The following is a 15,913-nucleotide window of genomic DNA, read 5'->3' on the forward strand; positions in this document are numbered from 1 at the left end:
AAAAAAATAAAAGACAACTCTAATTAAGAGTTGTCTTTTTGTGTAATAAAATCCCCAAAATATGAAGATATACAAACGAATATAATACGTTATGGTTGATATTATAACAAAACCGAAGAGTATTGAGAATAAAAAGAATGGTGTAATGAGTTTTTAAGGTTTTAGTTAAAAAAGTCTCGAAAATAAACCTTTTATAAAGGTTTCCTTTAAATATGATTATTGTATTTCGAGGGGGTCATTATAAATCTTAGCTATATATTTTACAAAATCAATGACGGGATAGTGTATGAGTGAACGATGCTGCGTAAAACGAACCCCTGCTTTTTCCATTTTCGAAATGAGTTGTTCAACTTCCAACTCTTTTTGTTGTATTCTATTATAATTTTGATATACAATGTTTTTCCATTGATAGGAAGAGCCGTGAAAATAACTCTCTCCTTTTACCATGTGACTAAATATAATTTCTATTTTTTCTCTGCGTTGTTTTTCCTTCATATGCGCTTCCGTTGACTGCATGTTTATCGCCTCTTCCCTTTGTGTTGTATACCGTTTCACAAAATTTGGTCTAATTCATCCATAGCCAATGTACATTGATCTTGTTGGGAATTGTCTTTTAAGGCTATCTAATCAACTATATTTGTTTTTCAAGCGCTTAATCTAATATATTGGATTTTACATCTAAATAAGCTGATAGTGTGTATAAAACACTATCAAACTTTATTATAAAACGATTCTTTATAGGCGTGCACCTTTTTACACTCACCAAGATTTACAACATGACGAGAATCTTCATCCATGAATGTTATTCTGTATTTACTGAGGTTAGTTTTTTAAGGCTAACTAACATATTGTATGCCTCAGTATCTATTTTATAAAAAAGAAAATATATGTAACGGTCCCCCTTTTGATATAAAAAAATCCTATAAAAATATAGCGCTCTTAAAGAATTTTGTTACAAATTTATTATGTTTGACTTTAAAAAAGGAACGTAATATTTATTTGTAGAAAATTTTAAGAGTAAAAATAGAATGAATATTTATATGATAAGAAAAGGGGGCACTTATAGATGCTAACAAATGATTTAGATTTCCGATTAGAACCACGTTTAAAAGAACTGTATGAACAGCATAAAATAAGAGCGCAGAAGATAGACTGGGGTTATCATGAGTTTTTACCATGGGATAAGGGAATGGACTTTAAAAGAGTTCCTTGGGATGAAAGTCAAGTTACTCTTCCTTCTGGTGTAATTACGGCCATTGAAACAGCTTTATTAACAGAAGTGAATTTACCATGGTTTACAACGTATTTATCTGCGACTTTTAAAGGTTCCCTTTCTGTTATTACAGACTTTATTCATACTTGGACCTCAGAAGAGGATCAACATTCAAATTTATTGGAGACATATTTACTACTCACTCGAAGTGTGAACCCTAAACGGATACATGAATTAAGAAAATCAGTCGTTGAGGGTGGATTTGAGCCTGATTTTCATACACCAATTGAAGCCATGACATATACGACACTACAAGAACTTGCAACGATGGTGTTTTACAATAATGTTGCTAAGGTTGCAAGTAAGCATGATCCAGATCTTGCTACATTATTACGCCGTCTTGCAAAAGATGAAACTCTTCATTATGCGTTTTATCGAGACGTGATTCGAACACATTTAGAATTGGAACCTAATTATTGCTATCATATTGCCAATGTGATTAAGAATTTTAAAATGCCAGGTGCCGTCATGCCTGATTTTGAAAATAGAATGGCTGTGATTGCAAAAGAAGCGAATTATGGACCACTACAATATTTTGATCAAGTACTTGATGTAGTGGTTGATTATTGGGGGTTAAAAGACTTACGACCAATTGCACCTTTAGCTGAAAAAGCAAGAATTGAGATTTTGGAATACCACAAAAGATTGAAAAAAATACGTGATCGATTTGGTCGTTTTCAAGGGAAAACTGATCTACGTTAATGAGTAGAGATTTCACAATATAAGCGGGGTAATTCTCTTCCCTTTATGGGAAATCTGACACACTCCCTATTGTTTTTGGGATGTTTTTTACTTAATTTAATTTTTTGTTAAAAAGTTGTTGACGATAAAAATAATTTTATGATATTATAAAATATTTGATAAAAAATAACGTATGTGTTAAGGTTAAGAAGGTTACCATATATGGAGGTGAATTATATGTTTCAAATTGGCGATAACATTGTTTATCCAATGCACGGAGCAGGTATAATTGAAGCCATAGAAGAAAAAGAATTCTCAGGAAAAAAACAACAGTATTATGTTATAAAAATGTCAATCAGTAATATGCAAGTCATGATTCCTATGGGTAAAATACTAAGTTCGAGTATACGCCCAGTTACTGATATACTTGCATTAAAACACATTATACACATTTTTCAGCATGGAAAATCAGATAAATTATTGCCGTGGAAACAAAGGTATAAAGTGAACACGGACAAAATAAAAACGGGTGAAATACAAGATGGTGCTGAAGTTGTACGTGATTTAATGCGTATGAAGAAAGAAAAGGCACTGAATACAAGCGAAAAAAAAATGTTGGATAACGCACATGAATTTTTGATTAGTGAACTAGGATTAATTAAAGGGATCACTGAAAATCAAATAAAAAGTTTCTGTTAAGATTCATTATATATAATGTATTACATCCTCCGAAAATATCCTGAATTTTTCGGGAATATGATGATTATTAAAAGTAAATCATTTCAAAGACATTCAACTTCTTCAACTCACTTTTAGAGTAGGAACCTCTTTTGTTATTACTTCAATCTTATCCATTTTTATTTTTAAATTTCTTTTACGAACGTTCAAAGTTTCATCAAATAACTCGATTAAATAGTCACTTGATTTTTGCAATCCTGATTCACACTGGCACGGACAAGGATCCGTAAGGATGAGAGAGAGGTAGGGCTTTCATTGTTTTAGGTAATATATTATCTAAGTCATTATTTCTAGAAGAAAAAACAATTAATCTCACCGCTATCTCTTTAAGAGTTCCTTACATCTACTGAGACAGTGAATAGCAATTGTTTATCTTCTTTACGTAAAATTGATAAACGAACTGGTAACACCATATGGTCAACTACAAAAAATGGTTTCCAGACCAGGAAACCATTTTTAATCTTATTTACATAACAATAGTAAATGAAGCAGTAAGAAGGGGTGCACACATGAAAAAAATGTTAACAAAAGAATTAAGTAATGAATTAAGGAAGCGAGAAGGGATTATTTCTATTACAGTTGAGCCTTATGAAAAAATCGAAGTTGGTGGAATTCGTGTAGATGGACCAGCTGTGATTCTAATTAATCAAGAATAGCTAAAAATAGCTGAATGAACGAAGAAAAGGATCAGCCTTTACGAGAAGGGCAGATCCTTTTTGTTTGCTACAGCTAATATGGGATATACGTAACTTTTATCTGATGTGTTGGAAGGAGAGGGTCGGGATTATCATGGTGGAAAGCTTAATATTGGTAGGATTTCTTTTTACGTTATATAAATTAGTTGATAAAAAAATAAACTAATTATTTAAAACGATATATTGTTTCCTTTTTAAGAGCAAGATTTATTTGAGAGTGAAACGGATAATTTAAAGGAGGAATTTAGATGGATGCAAGGAAAGAGCGCATAAAATACGAGAAGATATCAAAGAATTATGATCGTATTTATTCAGTTTCGTTTATCCTATTAATTATACTTGTTTGTAGTAGTGTGATTATCATAGGAGCTACAGGAGGAAAATATGGAGTGTATTTATTGTTAGCAATTTTACTTAATGCACGTATTACGAAAGAATCTCAAAAAAAGTATGAGCACTATTCTAATAAAGGGCGTATTTAAAATCATACATATCCTAAAAGGAACAACCTAGATGTACATTCAAAATATCCGCATATCATCATCTATTAACTAGTAAAAGTAACTTTATATAAATAATTTTTAGCAATTTAGAAATAGAAACCGTACCTTAATTAAAATGTTATTTCCGTTCCTATAATGAATTATCCTTCTAGCATATTTATAAGATTTATATCATATATTAGGAGAAAGAATGCAAATTAGAAAGGAGTCTTATAGAATGAGTTATTCGGAAGGAAATGACTTGAGTGAACAACATATGGTAAGTACACCTAATCCCTACGTATATCAGACATTACAATCAGTAATTGGTAAATATGTGGTTATTGAAACTGTAAGAGGTAATGTAAGAGGAAAGTTAAAGGATGTGAAACCAGATCATTTGCTTATTGAAGATACGGTACCGTATATTGTACGAATTCAACAAATTGTATGGATTATGCCAAAACAATGATTAAATTACATCTAATTTGATTTATAACAAATTGGTTTCATAGACGTCCAAATAAAAACACAGGATTTTATCTCTGTGTTTCTTCAAATTTTCTTTTTTGAATATATGCTTGAGCATGGATAATTTCTTGCTGAAGTTCTTTTAATTCTTCCGTAGATCCTGATTCAATCCCCATGTACGTAGTAACTAGACTAATCATCATATCCATCTTCTCTACTATATTTTGAATGACCTGTTCAGATTGTTCTTTTTTAGGGTGTTGTATTGCTATTAATACATTTTCTATATAATTGTTCTTTCTTTGCTGGATATCATAAATAAACTGTTTTGTGTTTGAGTTCATTTGTTTTCCCTCCGTTTTGGATATATTTTCATTCTATCATATTTGAATAGAAGATATTGAATGGGCCGTTCTTACTTGCAACATTCATCGGTCAAAGGGATTGTCACAAGTGATTTTGGTGAAGAAATCAATTATAAATGGTATGAAGTTAAGAGGTAGGTGAAAAGAGTGATTCTAAACCGAGTCACTCTTTTGTTGTATAATTTTTAAATCTTAATAGATTAAATGTATTGTAAAGAAGAACAAAGCGATAGTGAACGCAATAAATTTTTACCATTTTGTTTAGGAGATGTTACTGTGAAAACTATAGAAATTGAAATCCACCCCTAACGAAAAAAATGAGCTTTTTATTACAAATTAGCACAAAATTTCGTTCTGGGGGTAGTTGTATTTTGTTAGCTTGATAGCGATGTGGTGGGCCCCCTACTATGGGGTTTACTTTACTTCCAATAACGATAATTATGTAAATAAGCTGATCACTGGATTCTCATAAAAAACGGTGGTGAGATAAAATTTTTGATTTTGCAGCACTTCTAAATCTTAGCTAGATGGCTATATATCGGTACCCTACAATAAAAAGGCAGGAACATATCAAATATGTTCCTGCCTTTAATTTTAGACAGATGTTTCCTAACAGTTGATTTTGTTAACGAAAGTCGACTTTAAATCCATATTTTGTATAGAATATAGTACATATAATAAAAGTATGAGGTGATACAGTGAGAGAGATTCAGATTCATAAAATCATTGCGGATAAGAGAAAAGAAAAGGGAATTACACAGGAAGAGTTAGCGGCGTATATCGGTATTACGAAGGCATCTGTTTCCAAATGGGAGACGGGGCAGAGTTATCCGGATATTACATTTTTACCACTATTAGCATCGTACTTTAACATAAGTATTGATGAACTAATTAGTTATACACCACAAATGGAGCAGGAAAATATTAAAAATTTATATCATCGACTAGCGGAAGCTTTTAGTGAAGAACCGTTTGATGAAGTAATGATAGAGTGCAGAGAAATAATTAAAAAATATTATTCTTGTTTTCCATTATTACTTCAAATGGGACTACTTTTTATTAACCACCATACGTTAACTGAGGATACGGATAAAAGAATTGAAATTTTAGAAGAAGCAATGTATCTCTTTAGCAGGGTGCAAGAAGAAAGTGATGATGTATCTCTTGTGAAAGAGGCGGTATCGTTTCAAGCAACTTGCTATCTTATACTCAATAGACCAAATGAGGTGCTTCAATTACTTGGCGAAACGATACGTCCTAACTTTCCAGAGGAAGATCTAATCGCACAGGCGTATCAAATGCTTGGGAATGCTGAAAAGGCGAATGAAATGATGCAAATTAGTATGTACCAACATTTAATACAACTCGTTGCGACAATACCGAATTATGTAATATTAAATGCCTCAAGCGCTGAAAAGGTAGAGGTAATTTTAAATAGAGCTTTTATGTTAATAGACGTGTATGAAATAGAAAAACTACATCCTAATATGACTTTAAAAGTATACTATGCTGCTGCACAAGTATATTGCATGCAAGGGAATTTTGAAAGAGCATTAGAAATGTTGCAGAAATACGCAACAGTTTGTGCAGCTAGTTTCACAGTAAATAGTCTGCATTTACACGGCGATTCCTATTTTGATGCGATTGATGAATGGTTTGCAGAATTTCCGCTCGGCGCTAAAACGGTTAGAAATGAAGAAATTATAAAAAAGAGCATGTTACAAAGTATTGCAGAGAATCCAGTTTTCACTCCGATGAAAGATATAAGAGAGTATAAAAATATAATAGTGAGTTTGAAATTTAAATTAGATATAAAAGAATAGAGGGAGGAAAAAATTATGGCTTTTGACGAATGTGAAGTAGCGATAAATAGTGAATTTACCTTGCTCGGTACGATTACTAAACCGAAAGCTGACGGGAAGTATGCTGCGGTTGTCATTATTGCTGGATCTGGAGAGATTGATCGTGATGGAACGATATTACCGCTAAAGCTTGCGGCGAATATATATAAAGATTTAGCACATATAATGGCGAGGCTTGGAGTAGTGACGCTCCGTTTTGATAAGCGCGGAGTAGGAAAGAGTGAGGGAGAATTTCTGAAGACTGGAATGTGGGATTTAGTTAGTGATATAGAGGCTACGATTATGTATTTAAAAGAACAACCATTTGTTGATCCGGAAAATATCATTTTAGCTGGTCATAGTGAAGGATGTATGTTAGCGACGGTAGTAAACGCAAGAACACCAGTTAAGGGGCTCTTATTACTTACGGGAGCTGCGGAATCATTAGAAGAAGCTACGAAAAGACAAAGGGAGATTATTTATAAGGAGTTAAAAGAGCAAAAAGGAATAAAAGGAAAGTTAATGCGTCTTCTCAATATTGAGAAACGAGGAGAAAAGCAGGCACAAAAGGCAACAGAGAAAATGATAAACTCCAAAAAAGATATTGTGAAAATTGGTTTTAAGCCAATGAATGCAAAGTGGTTTAGAGAGCATTTTCAGCATGATATTTATAAAGATTTACAACAAGTAACATGTCCAGTACTAGCAATTGCTGGTGATAAAGACTTTCAGGCAAATCCTGAAAAAGCGAAGAGAATTGGTGATTATGTGAAAGGTGATTCAGCAGTACATGTAATAAAAAATATGGATCATACCTTGAAATATTTCGAAGGTGATTTTAAAGCGTTGGAATTTAAAAAGATTTATGTGGAAGGAGCAGATAAGCCACTTCATCCGCAGCTGGAAGAAATAATTACGAATTGGATGAATACGAATTTTATCCTGCATCAAAATTAGATGAATATGAGGAAGAGGGAAGGGAGAGTAACTGCCTGTAAAAGAAGGATTGGTATGGCCTGAGCCTGTAAGTGTAAGTTCTTCTACATTAGTAATTTCAAGCATAATAATCCCTTCCTTATTGTAAATACTCTAATTCGTTTAACATTACTTTTGAGCTAATAAGATCTTTTCTAATACTTTGGTAAAACACCCTATAAATAATCCAGGCTATTTAATATTAGGAGGAGGCCAACTATACACATAATCCATGACAGAGCTGATCCTGTACTATTAGCGATTTTCATTCGAAGTCTCTCGAGGAGTTTTTGCATCCATCGGCCAAATAGGAGATAGAAGAGAAACAGCACGAGAGAGGGCAGTATCATAATAAAGTTGTATCCTGCTAAAATAGAAGACCATTCTATCCATGATAGATTAGAAGTAGTAAGTATGCCAATTGCTGCAAAATAAGGAAATGCAGTCCCCGCTTCAATTAATGTAGTAGTAGTAGTGAATCCTAGCGCAATCATTGAAAAAATACTTTTTGATTTTGGGGAAGGGATCTCTAAAGTTTTCTTAGGTGGAATATAAAAGCTTGCGATGAATAATATGACTCCAATAATAAAGAACGACCAGCTTACGATTCGGTTTTGAAATACGCCAGAAATAAACTTAAACAAAAAATCTAATCCTAACATGAGTGAAACTCCAACAGCAAAATAACATCCTGCTACCATGAATAAATAAACGAATAAACGTTTCGTAAGATTCTCTTTATCTGTTAAAAGTAGATATATTGTTACTCCTATTGTAGTAGGGCTTAGCGTGTCCAATATGGCCAATCCGCCTATTAGGAGAAGTTGTTCTGTACCCATCGCTCGTGCCCCCTTATTTCGGCTTAGGATTATTCTTTTCAATCATGAAAATGGCATATGCTTCGTTCATAAACTGAAGCACATCTTGATCAATTGGATATAAATTCAGCTTCTCTGATTGTTTTGGAGACATCCGTATCTCCCAAAGTTTATCTATAAATTCATCCTCACCTTCAAATTCTTCTAAGCGTTTTTCCTCCATTCTTCTTATGATATTTTGGACTTTCGTTGCTTTTGGTCCGTCCTTCATATAACGCTTTAACTGACCTATGAGAGCAATCCATTCAAGTGAATTAGAACAGTCACTTGCCATTTTAGGAACCTTTGACAATAGTTGTATCTCTTTTTCTTTAAATACAGATTCGCGATAATACTGTTGTATCTCTTTATCTTTGCTGGATAATTGCATGATCTTCTGAATCGCGATCCAGCTTTCTTCTCCTTCTATCGCAATTCCATTTATCATTTCCCGTAAGGATAATTCTATTTTCTTTAAATTTTCCTGCTCATTTATTACATAAGATAATTGACTCTTTAAACTATCCGACCAATCCCACTTATTGAAGTCGAGCATATGTTTAATCTCTTGTAACGGAAATCCAACCTTTTTTAAAAATTGAACCTGCTGAAGTTTTTTTATTTCTTCATTTGTATATAAACGATGGCCACCCTCTGTTTTGGATGCTGGTTTTAATAATCCGATTTTATCGTAATAACGCAGTGTCCTTACTGTAACGCCTGTTAGTTCTCCCACTTTATTAATGTGTATCAACTGATAAACCTACCTTTCTGTACGTTGAGATTCTATCGTTAACGATTATTTTCTTCATTCCACATCTATTCTTCTTTACTAAAAAAAATTTTAAGTAAGTAGCCTGCTCCTAATCCAATCAGTGCACCAGGAAATGCATGATCCAGTGATAGTCCAATACCTGCACCTATAATGACACATCCATAAATAATAATATCGCCCTGTTTCATCTGAAAACCTCCTATTTTTCTAATTTCTTTTATGAAATTGCTAAATAGTAGCTACTTAACAGTATATAAAATGACCCAACGTCAACTTCAAGTGTTTTTGACTTTTTATTAATAAATGTCTCCCGCTATTTGCCGGGCAGTAAGATTTACGCATCAAAATTAGGCAGATTTGAGGAGAGTGGAAGGGAGAGCGATGACCTGTAGAAGACCTGTGTGTTAATAATAAGAGGTGTGGAAATGTATTAGCATCAATGAGACATTATGTTAACGTATCATGAATAACTGATACAATCGAAATTACGCAACAAATCACATCTTCCGGATGGTATAATAAGGAAAAAGGGGTTTGGATAATGTTTTTAGGAACTAGTATTTATTACGCCATCACCGCATTGATTATCGGTGTATTGTTGGGAGGAATTATACGTATAATTTTGCATACTAGTAATCGCAAAAAGCAAAGTCCAGTTGAGCAAAAGTTAGATAGGATTATTCAATTGTTAGAAAAACAAAATAAGGATTGACCCTCTCCCAAAACGGGAGGGGGTTGCTGTTTTATCGGCAGAGGGGTGAAGTATAGGATACTTCACTGCAATTCAATTAAAGTTTTACTTTCTCCATAATGCAGGTTTTATATAATATGAAAGTCAACGCTATAACTACTTAAAATATAACAGTATCTCTTTCACATATAGAAAGGAAATGAAATCATGGAAAAATCAATAAAAAGTGAATTGATTGGAATGTTTATCTTTAATGAAACTTTTCATACATATGAACAAAACGAAGGAGAAGTACATTGGGAATTGGATATTAGAAATGAACGTGTACATGTACATGAAATGATGAAAAGAGCAGAAAAGCTTTATGTATGTTTAGAGGAATTTGATAAAAAAGCTAAGGTCGCTATAGCGGAAGAATTAATAGAGTATAAAAATGATTTTTGGCCTGAATATGATGAGAATGATGAACATTTAGATTGGGATGCTGTAGATGCAGGAGAATATGATATGACGAAAGAAACATTTGAGCGGTCTATTACTCTGATGGACATTGTAATGAGAGAAAATGATATATATTGCGAATATAATGATGGAGATTTATTTGGTGGACATAGAATCCATGCTTCTTTTGACAATGAGTACAATTTATTAGCTGCAGAGATTTAGTTTTGAGCGATGAAAATGAAAAGGATTGATTACTATAATCAATCCTTTTTGTCATTATTATAAGATAACGGTGAAATACTAGGTAGAGAGTTGCATAGTGTTAACGTATTATCCGAAAGGAGTCTCCTTCCTGGGGCGTGTGAAAGGCGATAGTCTAGCGGTAGGTGGGAGATGAATTTCGGTTTGGTTTAGCCAAACATTTGGTGTTCCTATTTATTTCGCCCCTCATATAATCCGTCTTATAAGAGGTAACGTTTGGTATAACAATGAAAGTAGATAATAATCTTGTAGTGTTCAGGTTTTGTAATTACCGTCATAGCTTATGGGAAATGAAGCGAATTGGTCATTATGTGAAGGGTGATTCAGCAGTACATGTAATAAAAAATATGGATCATAGTTTAAAAAGTTTTGAAAGAGATTTTAAAGTATTAGAGCTTCAAAAGAACTATAAAGAGGGAGCGGGAAAGCCACTTCACCCGATGCTAGAAGAAATAATTGTGAATTGGATAGAGGCGCATTTTATCTCGCAATACGAGAGGAATAAGACTTCCAACTCAATATAAGGTGGAAGTGAGGAAAATCAATTGTTGATATACGCTCGGTTGTTGTAGGTGAATCTAGTTTAGTATTTGCGTTGTAAGTTTTTTGTGTTTTTATCCCCTGTATAATGAAAAAACCTATTGGTTTTAGTTTTAAAAACGAACGTTTTAGACATTTTTGATAAAAATGTTCACATTTAGATTGCGTGTACACTAAAAGTTTGATATATTACCAATATAATAATTTTACACATCATCACTCGTATATACTCGGTAATATGGTCCGAGCGTTTCTACCTAGTTCCCAATGAAAGAACTGGACTACGGGTTAAAGTATTCGGCCGTGCTGTTCAATGAGCGCTACCGATCTATAATTTGGCAATTGTTTTATCTTTTGCTTAATTAACTTTGACTACCGTAGTTCTAGAAAGTAGAGATTTTTCTACAATTTCTAGAACTTTTTTGTTTGGACCAAAAGCATCGAGTATAGAAAACAACAAGAGAAAGAGGAGATTATTTATGAAGAACAATATGCTGAAAAAGTGTGCGGCGCTAGTAACTACTACGGTATTGTCATTCTCAATACTTGCGGGGTGTAATGCAAGTCCAAAACAAGTAGTAGAGGCAAAAAATAATCAACAACCAATCTTAATTCAAGGGCCAATGCCGATAGAGGCTGAGAAGTTTGCCAAAAGGTTAAAAAATGTGAAGGAAGAAAAGTCTGGAACTTTTACATTTTATAAAGGCACTGTCGACAATTATCCTGTAATTGTTGCGAAAACAGGTAAAGGAATGGAAAATACAGCAGCCGCTACAGCAGTGGCTATTGAAAAATATAAGCCTATAGCGATTATTAACCAAGGAACATCAGGTGGACATGATCCTAAATTACATGTATTTGATATTGTTTTAGGAAAAAAAGTCGCGAATATAGGTTCATTAAAAACAACAAATATGGATGAGAATCAAGGGATTGAACCGACAAAATGGATTTCAATGGACTTAATGGCTTCTGAAGGAAGTGCAGGAGAAGATCCAAATGCTGAGAAAATCCGATACTACGAAGGAGATAAGGATTTACTTGCAGCAGCTAATGCGGTAAAAGATAAATATACAAAAGGTAAAGTGGTTGAAGGGACTATAGGTTCAGCAGATCTTTGGAATAATGAAGTGGATAGAATTAAGTGGTTCCATACAAAATACGGTACATCTGTAGAAGAAATGGAAGGCGCTGCAGCAGCGCAAATCGCAAAAGCTTATGACGTACCATTTTTAGGGATTCGAGTATTATCAAACAATAAAACAAACGGCGGAAAATACAATCCAAATACAGCGGCGGCAAATCAAGAATATGTATATGAAGTAGTTAAAAAGTATATAGATTCGATGCAAAATAAATAGTAGTAGTTCTGTCCCAACATAAACGTCAAGTAACTTTAAAAGTTTCCGAGATTGATGAACTTATCTTAGGAATGGTAGTTGAAAAAGAAAAGCTTGTTTCTTATAAAAAATATAAGAAACAAGCTTTTTTATTTGAAATAAATTGGGTAATTAAACTATAACATCAATGTGTATCATTGAATATCATAATAATATAATGGGGGTGATGTTATATGGCTCTTACTACAGGACCAATTGAAAACGTAGGAAATCAACCTGCTAATGCAAATAGAGTTAGGGTGAAGATCCTTAACCGTACTGCGGGCCCACTTACTGGAGTAGCTAGAGTTTTTAGACTTGACGGTTCATTAGCATTAATTGAACAGGTAAACTTCAATGTGAATTCTAATGCTTCTACTTTTGCAACTCTAAGTTTAGTTCATCCTGCTTTTGGACAAGCATTTGAATATGAAGTTCAAATTGTTCCTAATCAACCTGGTGGACTATATAGTGTTTATGGACTAACAGCTGAAAGTGTTATCATTACTGCACAACGTGTTGTGAACTCAGAATTGACACAGTTTCTCTAATTAAAATAGATTGGTGCCTACATGGTATCCAATCTATTTTTGTACTTATTCTTCAGAGGAAGAAGGGTTTTACACCAAAAAATAAAGACAATTATAGAAAAAGGAAAAGTCGAACTATCATCTTAATTTTTATTCAAAATGTTTTTTGAACGATTTATCAAATATGCATAATTGCATAAAAAAATTGAAATATATAAGTTAACATTAAACTACTTTTTAATTGTAAGGAATATTTTAATAATCTTTACTAGAGAAGGATATTCCTTGTGAAAAGTGAAATTGCTTGAAAAGTAGATAAACCAAAGTGGGGAAATGATACAGACTCAATAGAGTTTTTGTATTAAATAAAAAGAAAAGGGTGGGTATGGCTTTCTAAAAGTTTTGGGGGGATAGAAAGTTCTTTTTAGTTAATAGCTTCAAATTATATTTTAAAGGGGAAATGGGTATATGAAGTTTCGGAATACAAAGCTTGCTATGGTTACACTATCTTCATTTTTTATTTTAGGTACTGCATCTCTATCATTCACAGATATCATACACGGTGAAGTAGCTTCTGCATCACCACAAGAGATTACTGTAAAAAGCTATGACGATACATATTATAATAATGCAATAGGAAAAACGGGTTTAGAATTAAAGAAGGAACTTCATAATATTATTGATGATCATACAAAGTTATCATACAGTGCGGTTTGGGAAGCGCTAAGAGATACTGATGAAGATCCAAATAATAAAAACAATGTGATACTCTTATATACTGGGCGTTCGCAAGGGAAACTTACGAATGGTTCAGGAGTGGATAATTGGAATCGAGAGCATGTTTGGGCAAAATCACACGGTGATTTTGGCACGACTGCAGGAGCTGGAACAGATTTGCATCATTTAAGAGCGACGGATGTATCTGTAAATAGTTCACGTGGAAATCTGGATTTTGATAATGGTGGCGTGAATCATTCGGAAGCGACAGAATGTAAATATGATAGTGATTCTTGGGAGCCTCGTGATAGTGTAAAAGGAGATATCGCTAGAATGCTATTTTACATGGCTGTTCGTTATGAAGGAGACAATGGGGAAATAGACTTAGAATTAAATGAAAAGGTGAATAACAATAAAGATCCATACATGGGCAAACTATCCGTTTTACTAAAATGGAATGAACAAGACCCGGTAGATGATTTAGAGCGAAAGCGTAATGAAGTGATTTTTACGAAATATCAACATAATCGTAATCCTTTTATTGATCATCCGGAATGGGTAAATAAAATTTGGAACTAAAATACTTAAAGGTATTTTACTTTGAGAGAAGGGATTGATCACTATGATCAATCCCTATTTATATCTATACTAGAATAAGTGATTTTTATAGGATTGGAGAGGGGAATAGAATAGATATTTTATCAAGTTAAGTATAATATGAGTCTTTTAATAAGGTCCCCACTCAATATTCACGCCAACAATAAGAAAAATAAGTCCGATGATAAACCAGATGAATGCAAGAGGAGCCATAAACCGAATCCATTTTCCGTAAGAAATGCCGCTCGCTGCGAGTACGCCCATTAAAACACCGGAAGTTGGATTGAGGCAGTTTACCACACCTTCGCCGAGCATAACAGCTTGTACTGTAACTTGGCGTGTAATGTGCATGAAATCAGCTAATGGAGCTAATATCGGAATGAAAATAACAGATTCTCCTGTCCCGGATGAAATGAGGAAATGTAATGCGGCACTACTTACATACATACCGATAACGCCAAATATAGGGCTATGTCCTTCGAGAGACTGTGCGAGTTGATTCACAATTGTATCAAGTAATTTGCCTTGTTCTAGAATGACTGAAATACAACGAGCCATTCCGACGATCAAAGCGCCGTATATGAGATTTTGACAGCCTGCTAGAAAAGTAGAAGCGATATCGTTTGCTTTCATACCACCTATTATTCCCGCTGTAATTGCGATAAAAATAAAAGTAGCGGTCATTTCGGCGTCTGTCCAATGTAGACGAAAAGCACCTATTAAAAATACAAGTAATGATAAAGCTGAAACGAGTAAAATTAATTTATGACGTATTGTCCAAGGAACTTCTGTTTTCTCTATTTTTTTCTCACTTGAAAGAGCATTACTTGGAAACCAGTTGTCACCGAGAATGCTTCCTTTATTCGATTTCTTTAAACGTTTTACGTACCAATTAATATATAAAATGGTAGCAATTAAAAAAGAGATATAAATTGCCGTGCGTAAACCAATCCCCGAAAACATCGGAAGTTCTGCAATTTTTTGTGAAATGCCTAAAGGTGAGGGAGATAGAATAGTAGCATTAAAACCGGCATAAGTGCCTAAATAAATAATTGCTACGCCGACGATAGCGTCCCATTTTAATGTACGTGCAACGATGATGCCGATGGGGATAAAGCCAATAACTGAGTTAACGATAATACCAGTCGTTCCGAGAATAGAAAAGAGTGCGGCGACAATGCAAATGAAAAGTAATTGCTGATTACGAAATTTGTTAATCACATGATAGATTAAACCGTCAAGAGCACCTGTTTTTTCAAGAATGGCAATAGCTCCACCTGTAAATAAAATTAAAAAGATGATAGGAGCAGCAAGGGTCATTCCTTTTTCAATAGCGGTAAAAAAAGAAACAAATCCTACCGGCGATTGTGGAACAGAATGATAACTTCCTGGTATTGTCGTTGTAACAGTCCCGTTTGTAACTCTTTTAAACTCTCCAGCAGGAACGAAATATGTAGCTATTGCACAAAGTAAGGCAATAAAAAATAGTAGTACGTACGCGTCAGGCATTTTAAATTTTCGTTTACGCGGCTGTTTTTTTGCCTCAGTCTGTAATTGCATAAAACTCCTCCTTTTTCACTTGGTTAATTTTTAATATTCTG

Annotated in this window: 18 protein-coding genes, 1 pseudogene and 1 riboswitch; of the genes and pseudogenes, 13 read left to right on the top strand and 6 right to left on the bottom strand. The window is 33.7% G+C overall.

What is annotated here, in order from left to right:
- Positions 1 to 216 precede the first annotated feature (216 nt).
- Positions 217 to 516: a hypothetical protein gene (locus QCI44_RS11185; RefSeq protein ID WP_016087049.1), complete on the bottom strand. Its 300-nt coding sequence runs from the start codon at positions 514 to 516 to the stop codon at positions 217 to 219.
- A gap of 550 nt (positions 517 to 1,066) precedes the next feature.
- Here QCI44_RS11185 and QCI44_RS11190 point away from each other — a divergent pair.
- From QCI44_RS11190 to QCI44_RS11210, 5 genes are all read left to right on the top strand, one after another.
- Complete coding sequence (locus QCI44_RS11190) at positions 1,067 to 1,975, top strand: acyl-ACP desaturase (protein ID WP_016087050.1); 909 nt, start codon at positions 1,067 to 1,069, stop codon at positions 1,973 to 1,975.
- A gap of 216 nt (positions 1,976 to 2,191) precedes the next feature.
- The gene (locus tag QCI44_RS11195; protein ID WP_016087051.1) at positions 2,192 to 2,653 is read left to right on the top strand and encodes a CarD family transcriptional regulator; all 462 of its coding nucleotides are present in this window, start codon (positions 2,192 to 2,194) and stop codon (positions 2,651 to 2,653) included.
- 548 nt (positions 2,654 to 3,201) lie between these two features.
- Complete coding sequence (locus tag QCI44_RS11200) at positions 3,202 to 3,348, top strand: BC1881 family protein (protein ID WP_000738554.1); 147 nt, start codon at positions 3,202 to 3,204, stop codon at positions 3,346 to 3,348.
- Between the two features lie 287 nt (positions 3,349 to 3,635).
- Positions 3,636 to 3,869, top strand: a complete 234-nt coding sequence (locus QCI44_RS11205; RefSeq protein ID WP_000340028.1) for a hypothetical protein — start codon at positions 3,636 to 3,638, stop codon at positions 3,867 to 3,869.
- A 238-nt stretch (positions 3,870 to 4,107) separates the two neighbouring features.
- Entirely contained in the window at positions 4,108 to 4,341 is a 234-nt protein-coding gene (locus tag QCI44_RS11210) for a YuzF family protein (RefSeq protein ID WP_000122224.1), read from the top strand.
- Between the two features lie 67 nt (positions 4,342 to 4,408).
- Here the strand turns inward: QCI44_RS11210 and QCI44_RS11215 are convergent, their stop codons facing one another.
- Positions 4,409 to 4,684 (bottom strand): hypothetical protein, encoded by a 276-nt coding sequence (locus QCI44_RS11215; protein ID WP_001087721.1) that lies wholly within the window; start codon positions 4,682 to 4,684, stop codon positions 4,409 to 4,411.
- Positions 4,685 to 5,403: 719 nt separating this feature from the next.
- Between QCI44_RS11215 and QCI44_RS11220 the strand changes: the two genes are divergently transcribed.
- Both QCI44_RS11220 and QCI44_RS11225 read left to right on the top strand, forming a co-directional pair.
- Positions 5,404 to 6,528 carry a helix-turn-helix domain-containing protein gene (locus tag QCI44_RS11220; protein WP_353811126.1) on the top strand — a complete coding sequence of 375 codons (1,125 nt, stop codon included), beginning with the start codon at positions 5,404 to 5,406 and terminating at the stop codon, positions 6,526 to 6,528.
- A 15-nt stretch (positions 6,529 to 6,543) separates the two neighbouring features.
- A complete protein-coding gene (locus tag QCI44_RS11225; RefSeq protein WP_098486231.1) occupies positions 6,544 to 7,503 on the top strand; it encodes an alpha/beta hydrolase family protein in 960 nt (319 codons plus the stop codon).
- A gap of 194 nt (positions 7,504 to 7,697) precedes the next feature.
- On the opposite strand, the gene QCI44_RS11230 is transcribed toward QCI44_RS11225, so the two are convergent.
- The 3 genes from QCI44_RS11230 to QCI44_RS11240 form a co-directional block, all read right to left on the bottom strand.
- Positions 7,698 to 8,360, bottom strand: coding sequence for a GAP family protein (locus tag QCI44_RS11230; protein ID WP_353811127.1), 663 nt, complete (start codon positions 8,358 to 8,360; stop codon positions 7,698 to 7,700).
- Between the two features lie 13 nt (positions 8,361 to 8,373).
- Positions 8,374 to 9,132 (bottom strand): MerR family transcriptional regulator, encoded by a 759-nt coding sequence (locus QCI44_RS11235; protein WP_016087055.1) that lies wholly within the window; start codon positions 9,130 to 9,132, stop codon positions 8,374 to 8,376.
- Positions 9,133 to 9,197: 65 nt separating this feature from the next.
- Positions 9,198 to 9,341: a hypothetical protein gene (locus QCI44_RS11240; protein WP_016087056.1), complete on the bottom strand. Its 144-nt coding sequence runs from the start codon at positions 9,339 to 9,341 to the stop codon at positions 9,198 to 9,200.
- 353 nt (positions 9,342 to 9,694) lie between these two features.
- On the opposite strand from QCI44_RS11240, the gene QCI44_RS11245 reads away from it, so the two are divergent.
- From QCI44_RS11245 to QCI44_RS11270, 6 genes and pseudogenes are all read left to right on the top strand, one after another.
- Positions 9,695 to 9,865 carry a DUF4083 family protein gene (locus QCI44_RS11245; RefSeq protein WP_016087057.1) on the top strand — a complete coding sequence of 57 codons (171 nt, stop codon included), beginning with the start codon at positions 9,695 to 9,697 and terminating at the stop codon, positions 9,863 to 9,865.
- A gap of 186 nt (positions 9,866 to 10,051) precedes the next feature.
- Positions 10,052 to 10,510: a DUF2262 domain-containing protein gene (locus QCI44_RS11250; RefSeq protein WP_016087058.1), complete on the top strand. Its 459-nt coding sequence runs from the start codon at positions 10,052 to 10,054 to the stop codon at positions 10,508 to 10,510.
- Positions 10,511 to 10,842: 332 nt separating this feature from the next.
- Positions 10,843 to 11,073, top strand: a pseudogene (locus tag QCI44_RS11255) (hypothetical protein); the annotation flags it as partial.
- Between the two features lie 216 nt (positions 11,074 to 11,289).
- A riboswitch (purine riboswitch) is annotated at positions 11,290 to 11,393 on the top strand.
- 175 nt (positions 11,394 to 11,568) lie between these two features.
- Positions 11,569 to 12,450: a 5'-methylthioadenosine/S-adenosylhomocysteine nucleosidase gene (locus QCI44_RS11260; protein WP_353811128.1), complete on the top strand. Its 882-nt coding sequence runs from the start codon at positions 11,569 to 11,571 to the stop codon at positions 12,448 to 12,450.
- A 212-nt stretch (positions 12,451 to 12,662) separates the two neighbouring features.
- The gene (locus QCI44_RS11265; RefSeq protein WP_001229419.1) at positions 12,663 to 13,019 is read left to right on the top strand and encodes a hypothetical protein; all 357 of its coding nucleotides are present in this window, start codon (positions 12,663 to 12,665) and stop codon (positions 13,017 to 13,019) included.
- 447 nt (positions 13,020 to 13,466) lie between these two features.
- Positions 13,467 to 14,294 (top strand): endonuclease I family protein, encoded by an 828-nt coding sequence (locus tag QCI44_RS11270; RefSeq protein ID WP_016135002.1) that lies wholly within the window; start codon positions 13,467 to 13,469, stop codon positions 14,292 to 14,294.
- Positions 14,295 to 14,441: 147 nt separating this feature from the next.
- Here the strand turns inward: QCI44_RS11270 and QCI44_RS11275 are convergent, their stop codons facing one another.
- Positions 14,442 to 15,872 (bottom strand): YfcC family protein, encoded by a 1,431-nt coding sequence (locus QCI44_RS11275; RefSeq protein WP_098413123.1) that lies wholly within the window; start codon positions 15,870 to 15,872, stop codon positions 14,442 to 14,444.
- Positions 15,873 to 15,913 lie beyond the last annotated feature (41 nt).

This window comes from Bacillus cereus group sp. RP37 (assembly GCF_040459695.1).
In the GTDB taxonomy this organism is placed as follows: domain Bacteria; phylum Bacillota; class Bacilli; order Bacillales; family Bacillaceae_G; genus Bacillus_A.

What these genes read in the sequence shown, in the direction of transcription:
- QCI44_RS11185 (WP_016087049.1), bottom strand. Translation starts at nt 516, where the DNA reads ATGCAGTCAACGGAAGCGCATATGAAGGAAAAACAACGCAGAGAAAAA.
- QCI44_RS11190 (WP_016087050.1), top strand. Translation starts at nt 1,067, where the DNA reads ATGCTAACAAATGATTTAGATTTCCGATTAGAACCACGTTTAAAAGAA.
- QCI44_RS11195 (WP_016087051.1), top strand. Translation starts at nt 2,192, where the DNA reads ATGTTTCAAATTGGCGATAACATTGTTTATCCAATGCACGGAGCAGGT.
- QCI44_RS11200 (WP_000738554.1), top strand. Translation starts at nt 3,202, where the DNA reads ATGAAAAAAATGTTAACAAAAGAATTAAGTAATGAATTAAGGAAGCGA.
- QCI44_RS11205 (WP_000340028.1), top strand. Translation starts at nt 3,636, where the DNA reads ATGGATGCAAGGAAAGAGCGCATAAAATACGAGAAGATATCAAAGAAT.
- QCI44_RS11210 (WP_000122224.1), top strand. Translation starts at nt 4,108, where the DNA reads ATGAGTTATTCGGAAGGAAATGACTTGAGTGAACAACATATGGTAAGT.
- QCI44_RS11215 (WP_001087721.1), bottom strand. Translation starts at nt 4,684, where the DNA reads ATGAACTCAAACACAAAACAGTTTATTTATGATATCCAGCAAAGAAAG.
- QCI44_RS11225 (WP_098486231.1), top strand. Translation starts at nt 6,544, where the DNA reads ATGGCTTTTGACGAATGTGAAGTAGCGATAAATAGTGAATTTACCTTG.
- QCI44_RS11230 (WP_353811127.1), bottom strand. Translation starts at nt 8,360, where the DNA reads ATGGGTACAGAACAACTTCTCCTAATAGGCGGATTGGCCATATTGGAC.
- QCI44_RS11240 (WP_016087056.1), bottom strand. Translation starts at nt 9,341, where the DNA reads ATGAAACAGGGCGATATTATTATTTATGGATGTGTCATTATAGGTGCA.
- QCI44_RS11245 (WP_016087057.1), top strand. Translation starts at nt 9,695, where the DNA reads ATGTTTTTAGGAACTAGTATTTATTACGCCATCACCGCATTGATTATC.
- QCI44_RS11250 (WP_016087058.1), top strand. Translation starts at nt 10,052, where the DNA reads ATGGAAAAATCAATAAAAAGTGAATTGATTGGAATGTTTATCTTTAAT.
- QCI44_RS11260 (WP_353811128.1), top strand. Translation starts at nt 11,569, where the DNA reads ATGAAGAACAATATGCTGAAAAAGTGTGCGGCGCTAGTAACTACTACG.
- QCI44_RS11265 (WP_001229419.1), top strand. Translation starts at nt 12,663, where the DNA reads ATGGCTCTTACTACAGGACCAATTGAAAACGTAGGAAATCAACCTGCT.
- QCI44_RS11270 (WP_016135002.1), top strand. Translation starts at nt 13,467, where the DNA reads ATGAAGTTTCGGAATACAAAGCTTGCTATGGTTACACTATCTTCATTT.
- QCI44_RS11275 (WP_098413123.1), bottom strand. Translation starts at nt 15,872, where the DNA reads ATGCAATTACAGACTGAGGCAAAAAAACAGCCGCGTAAACGAAAATTT.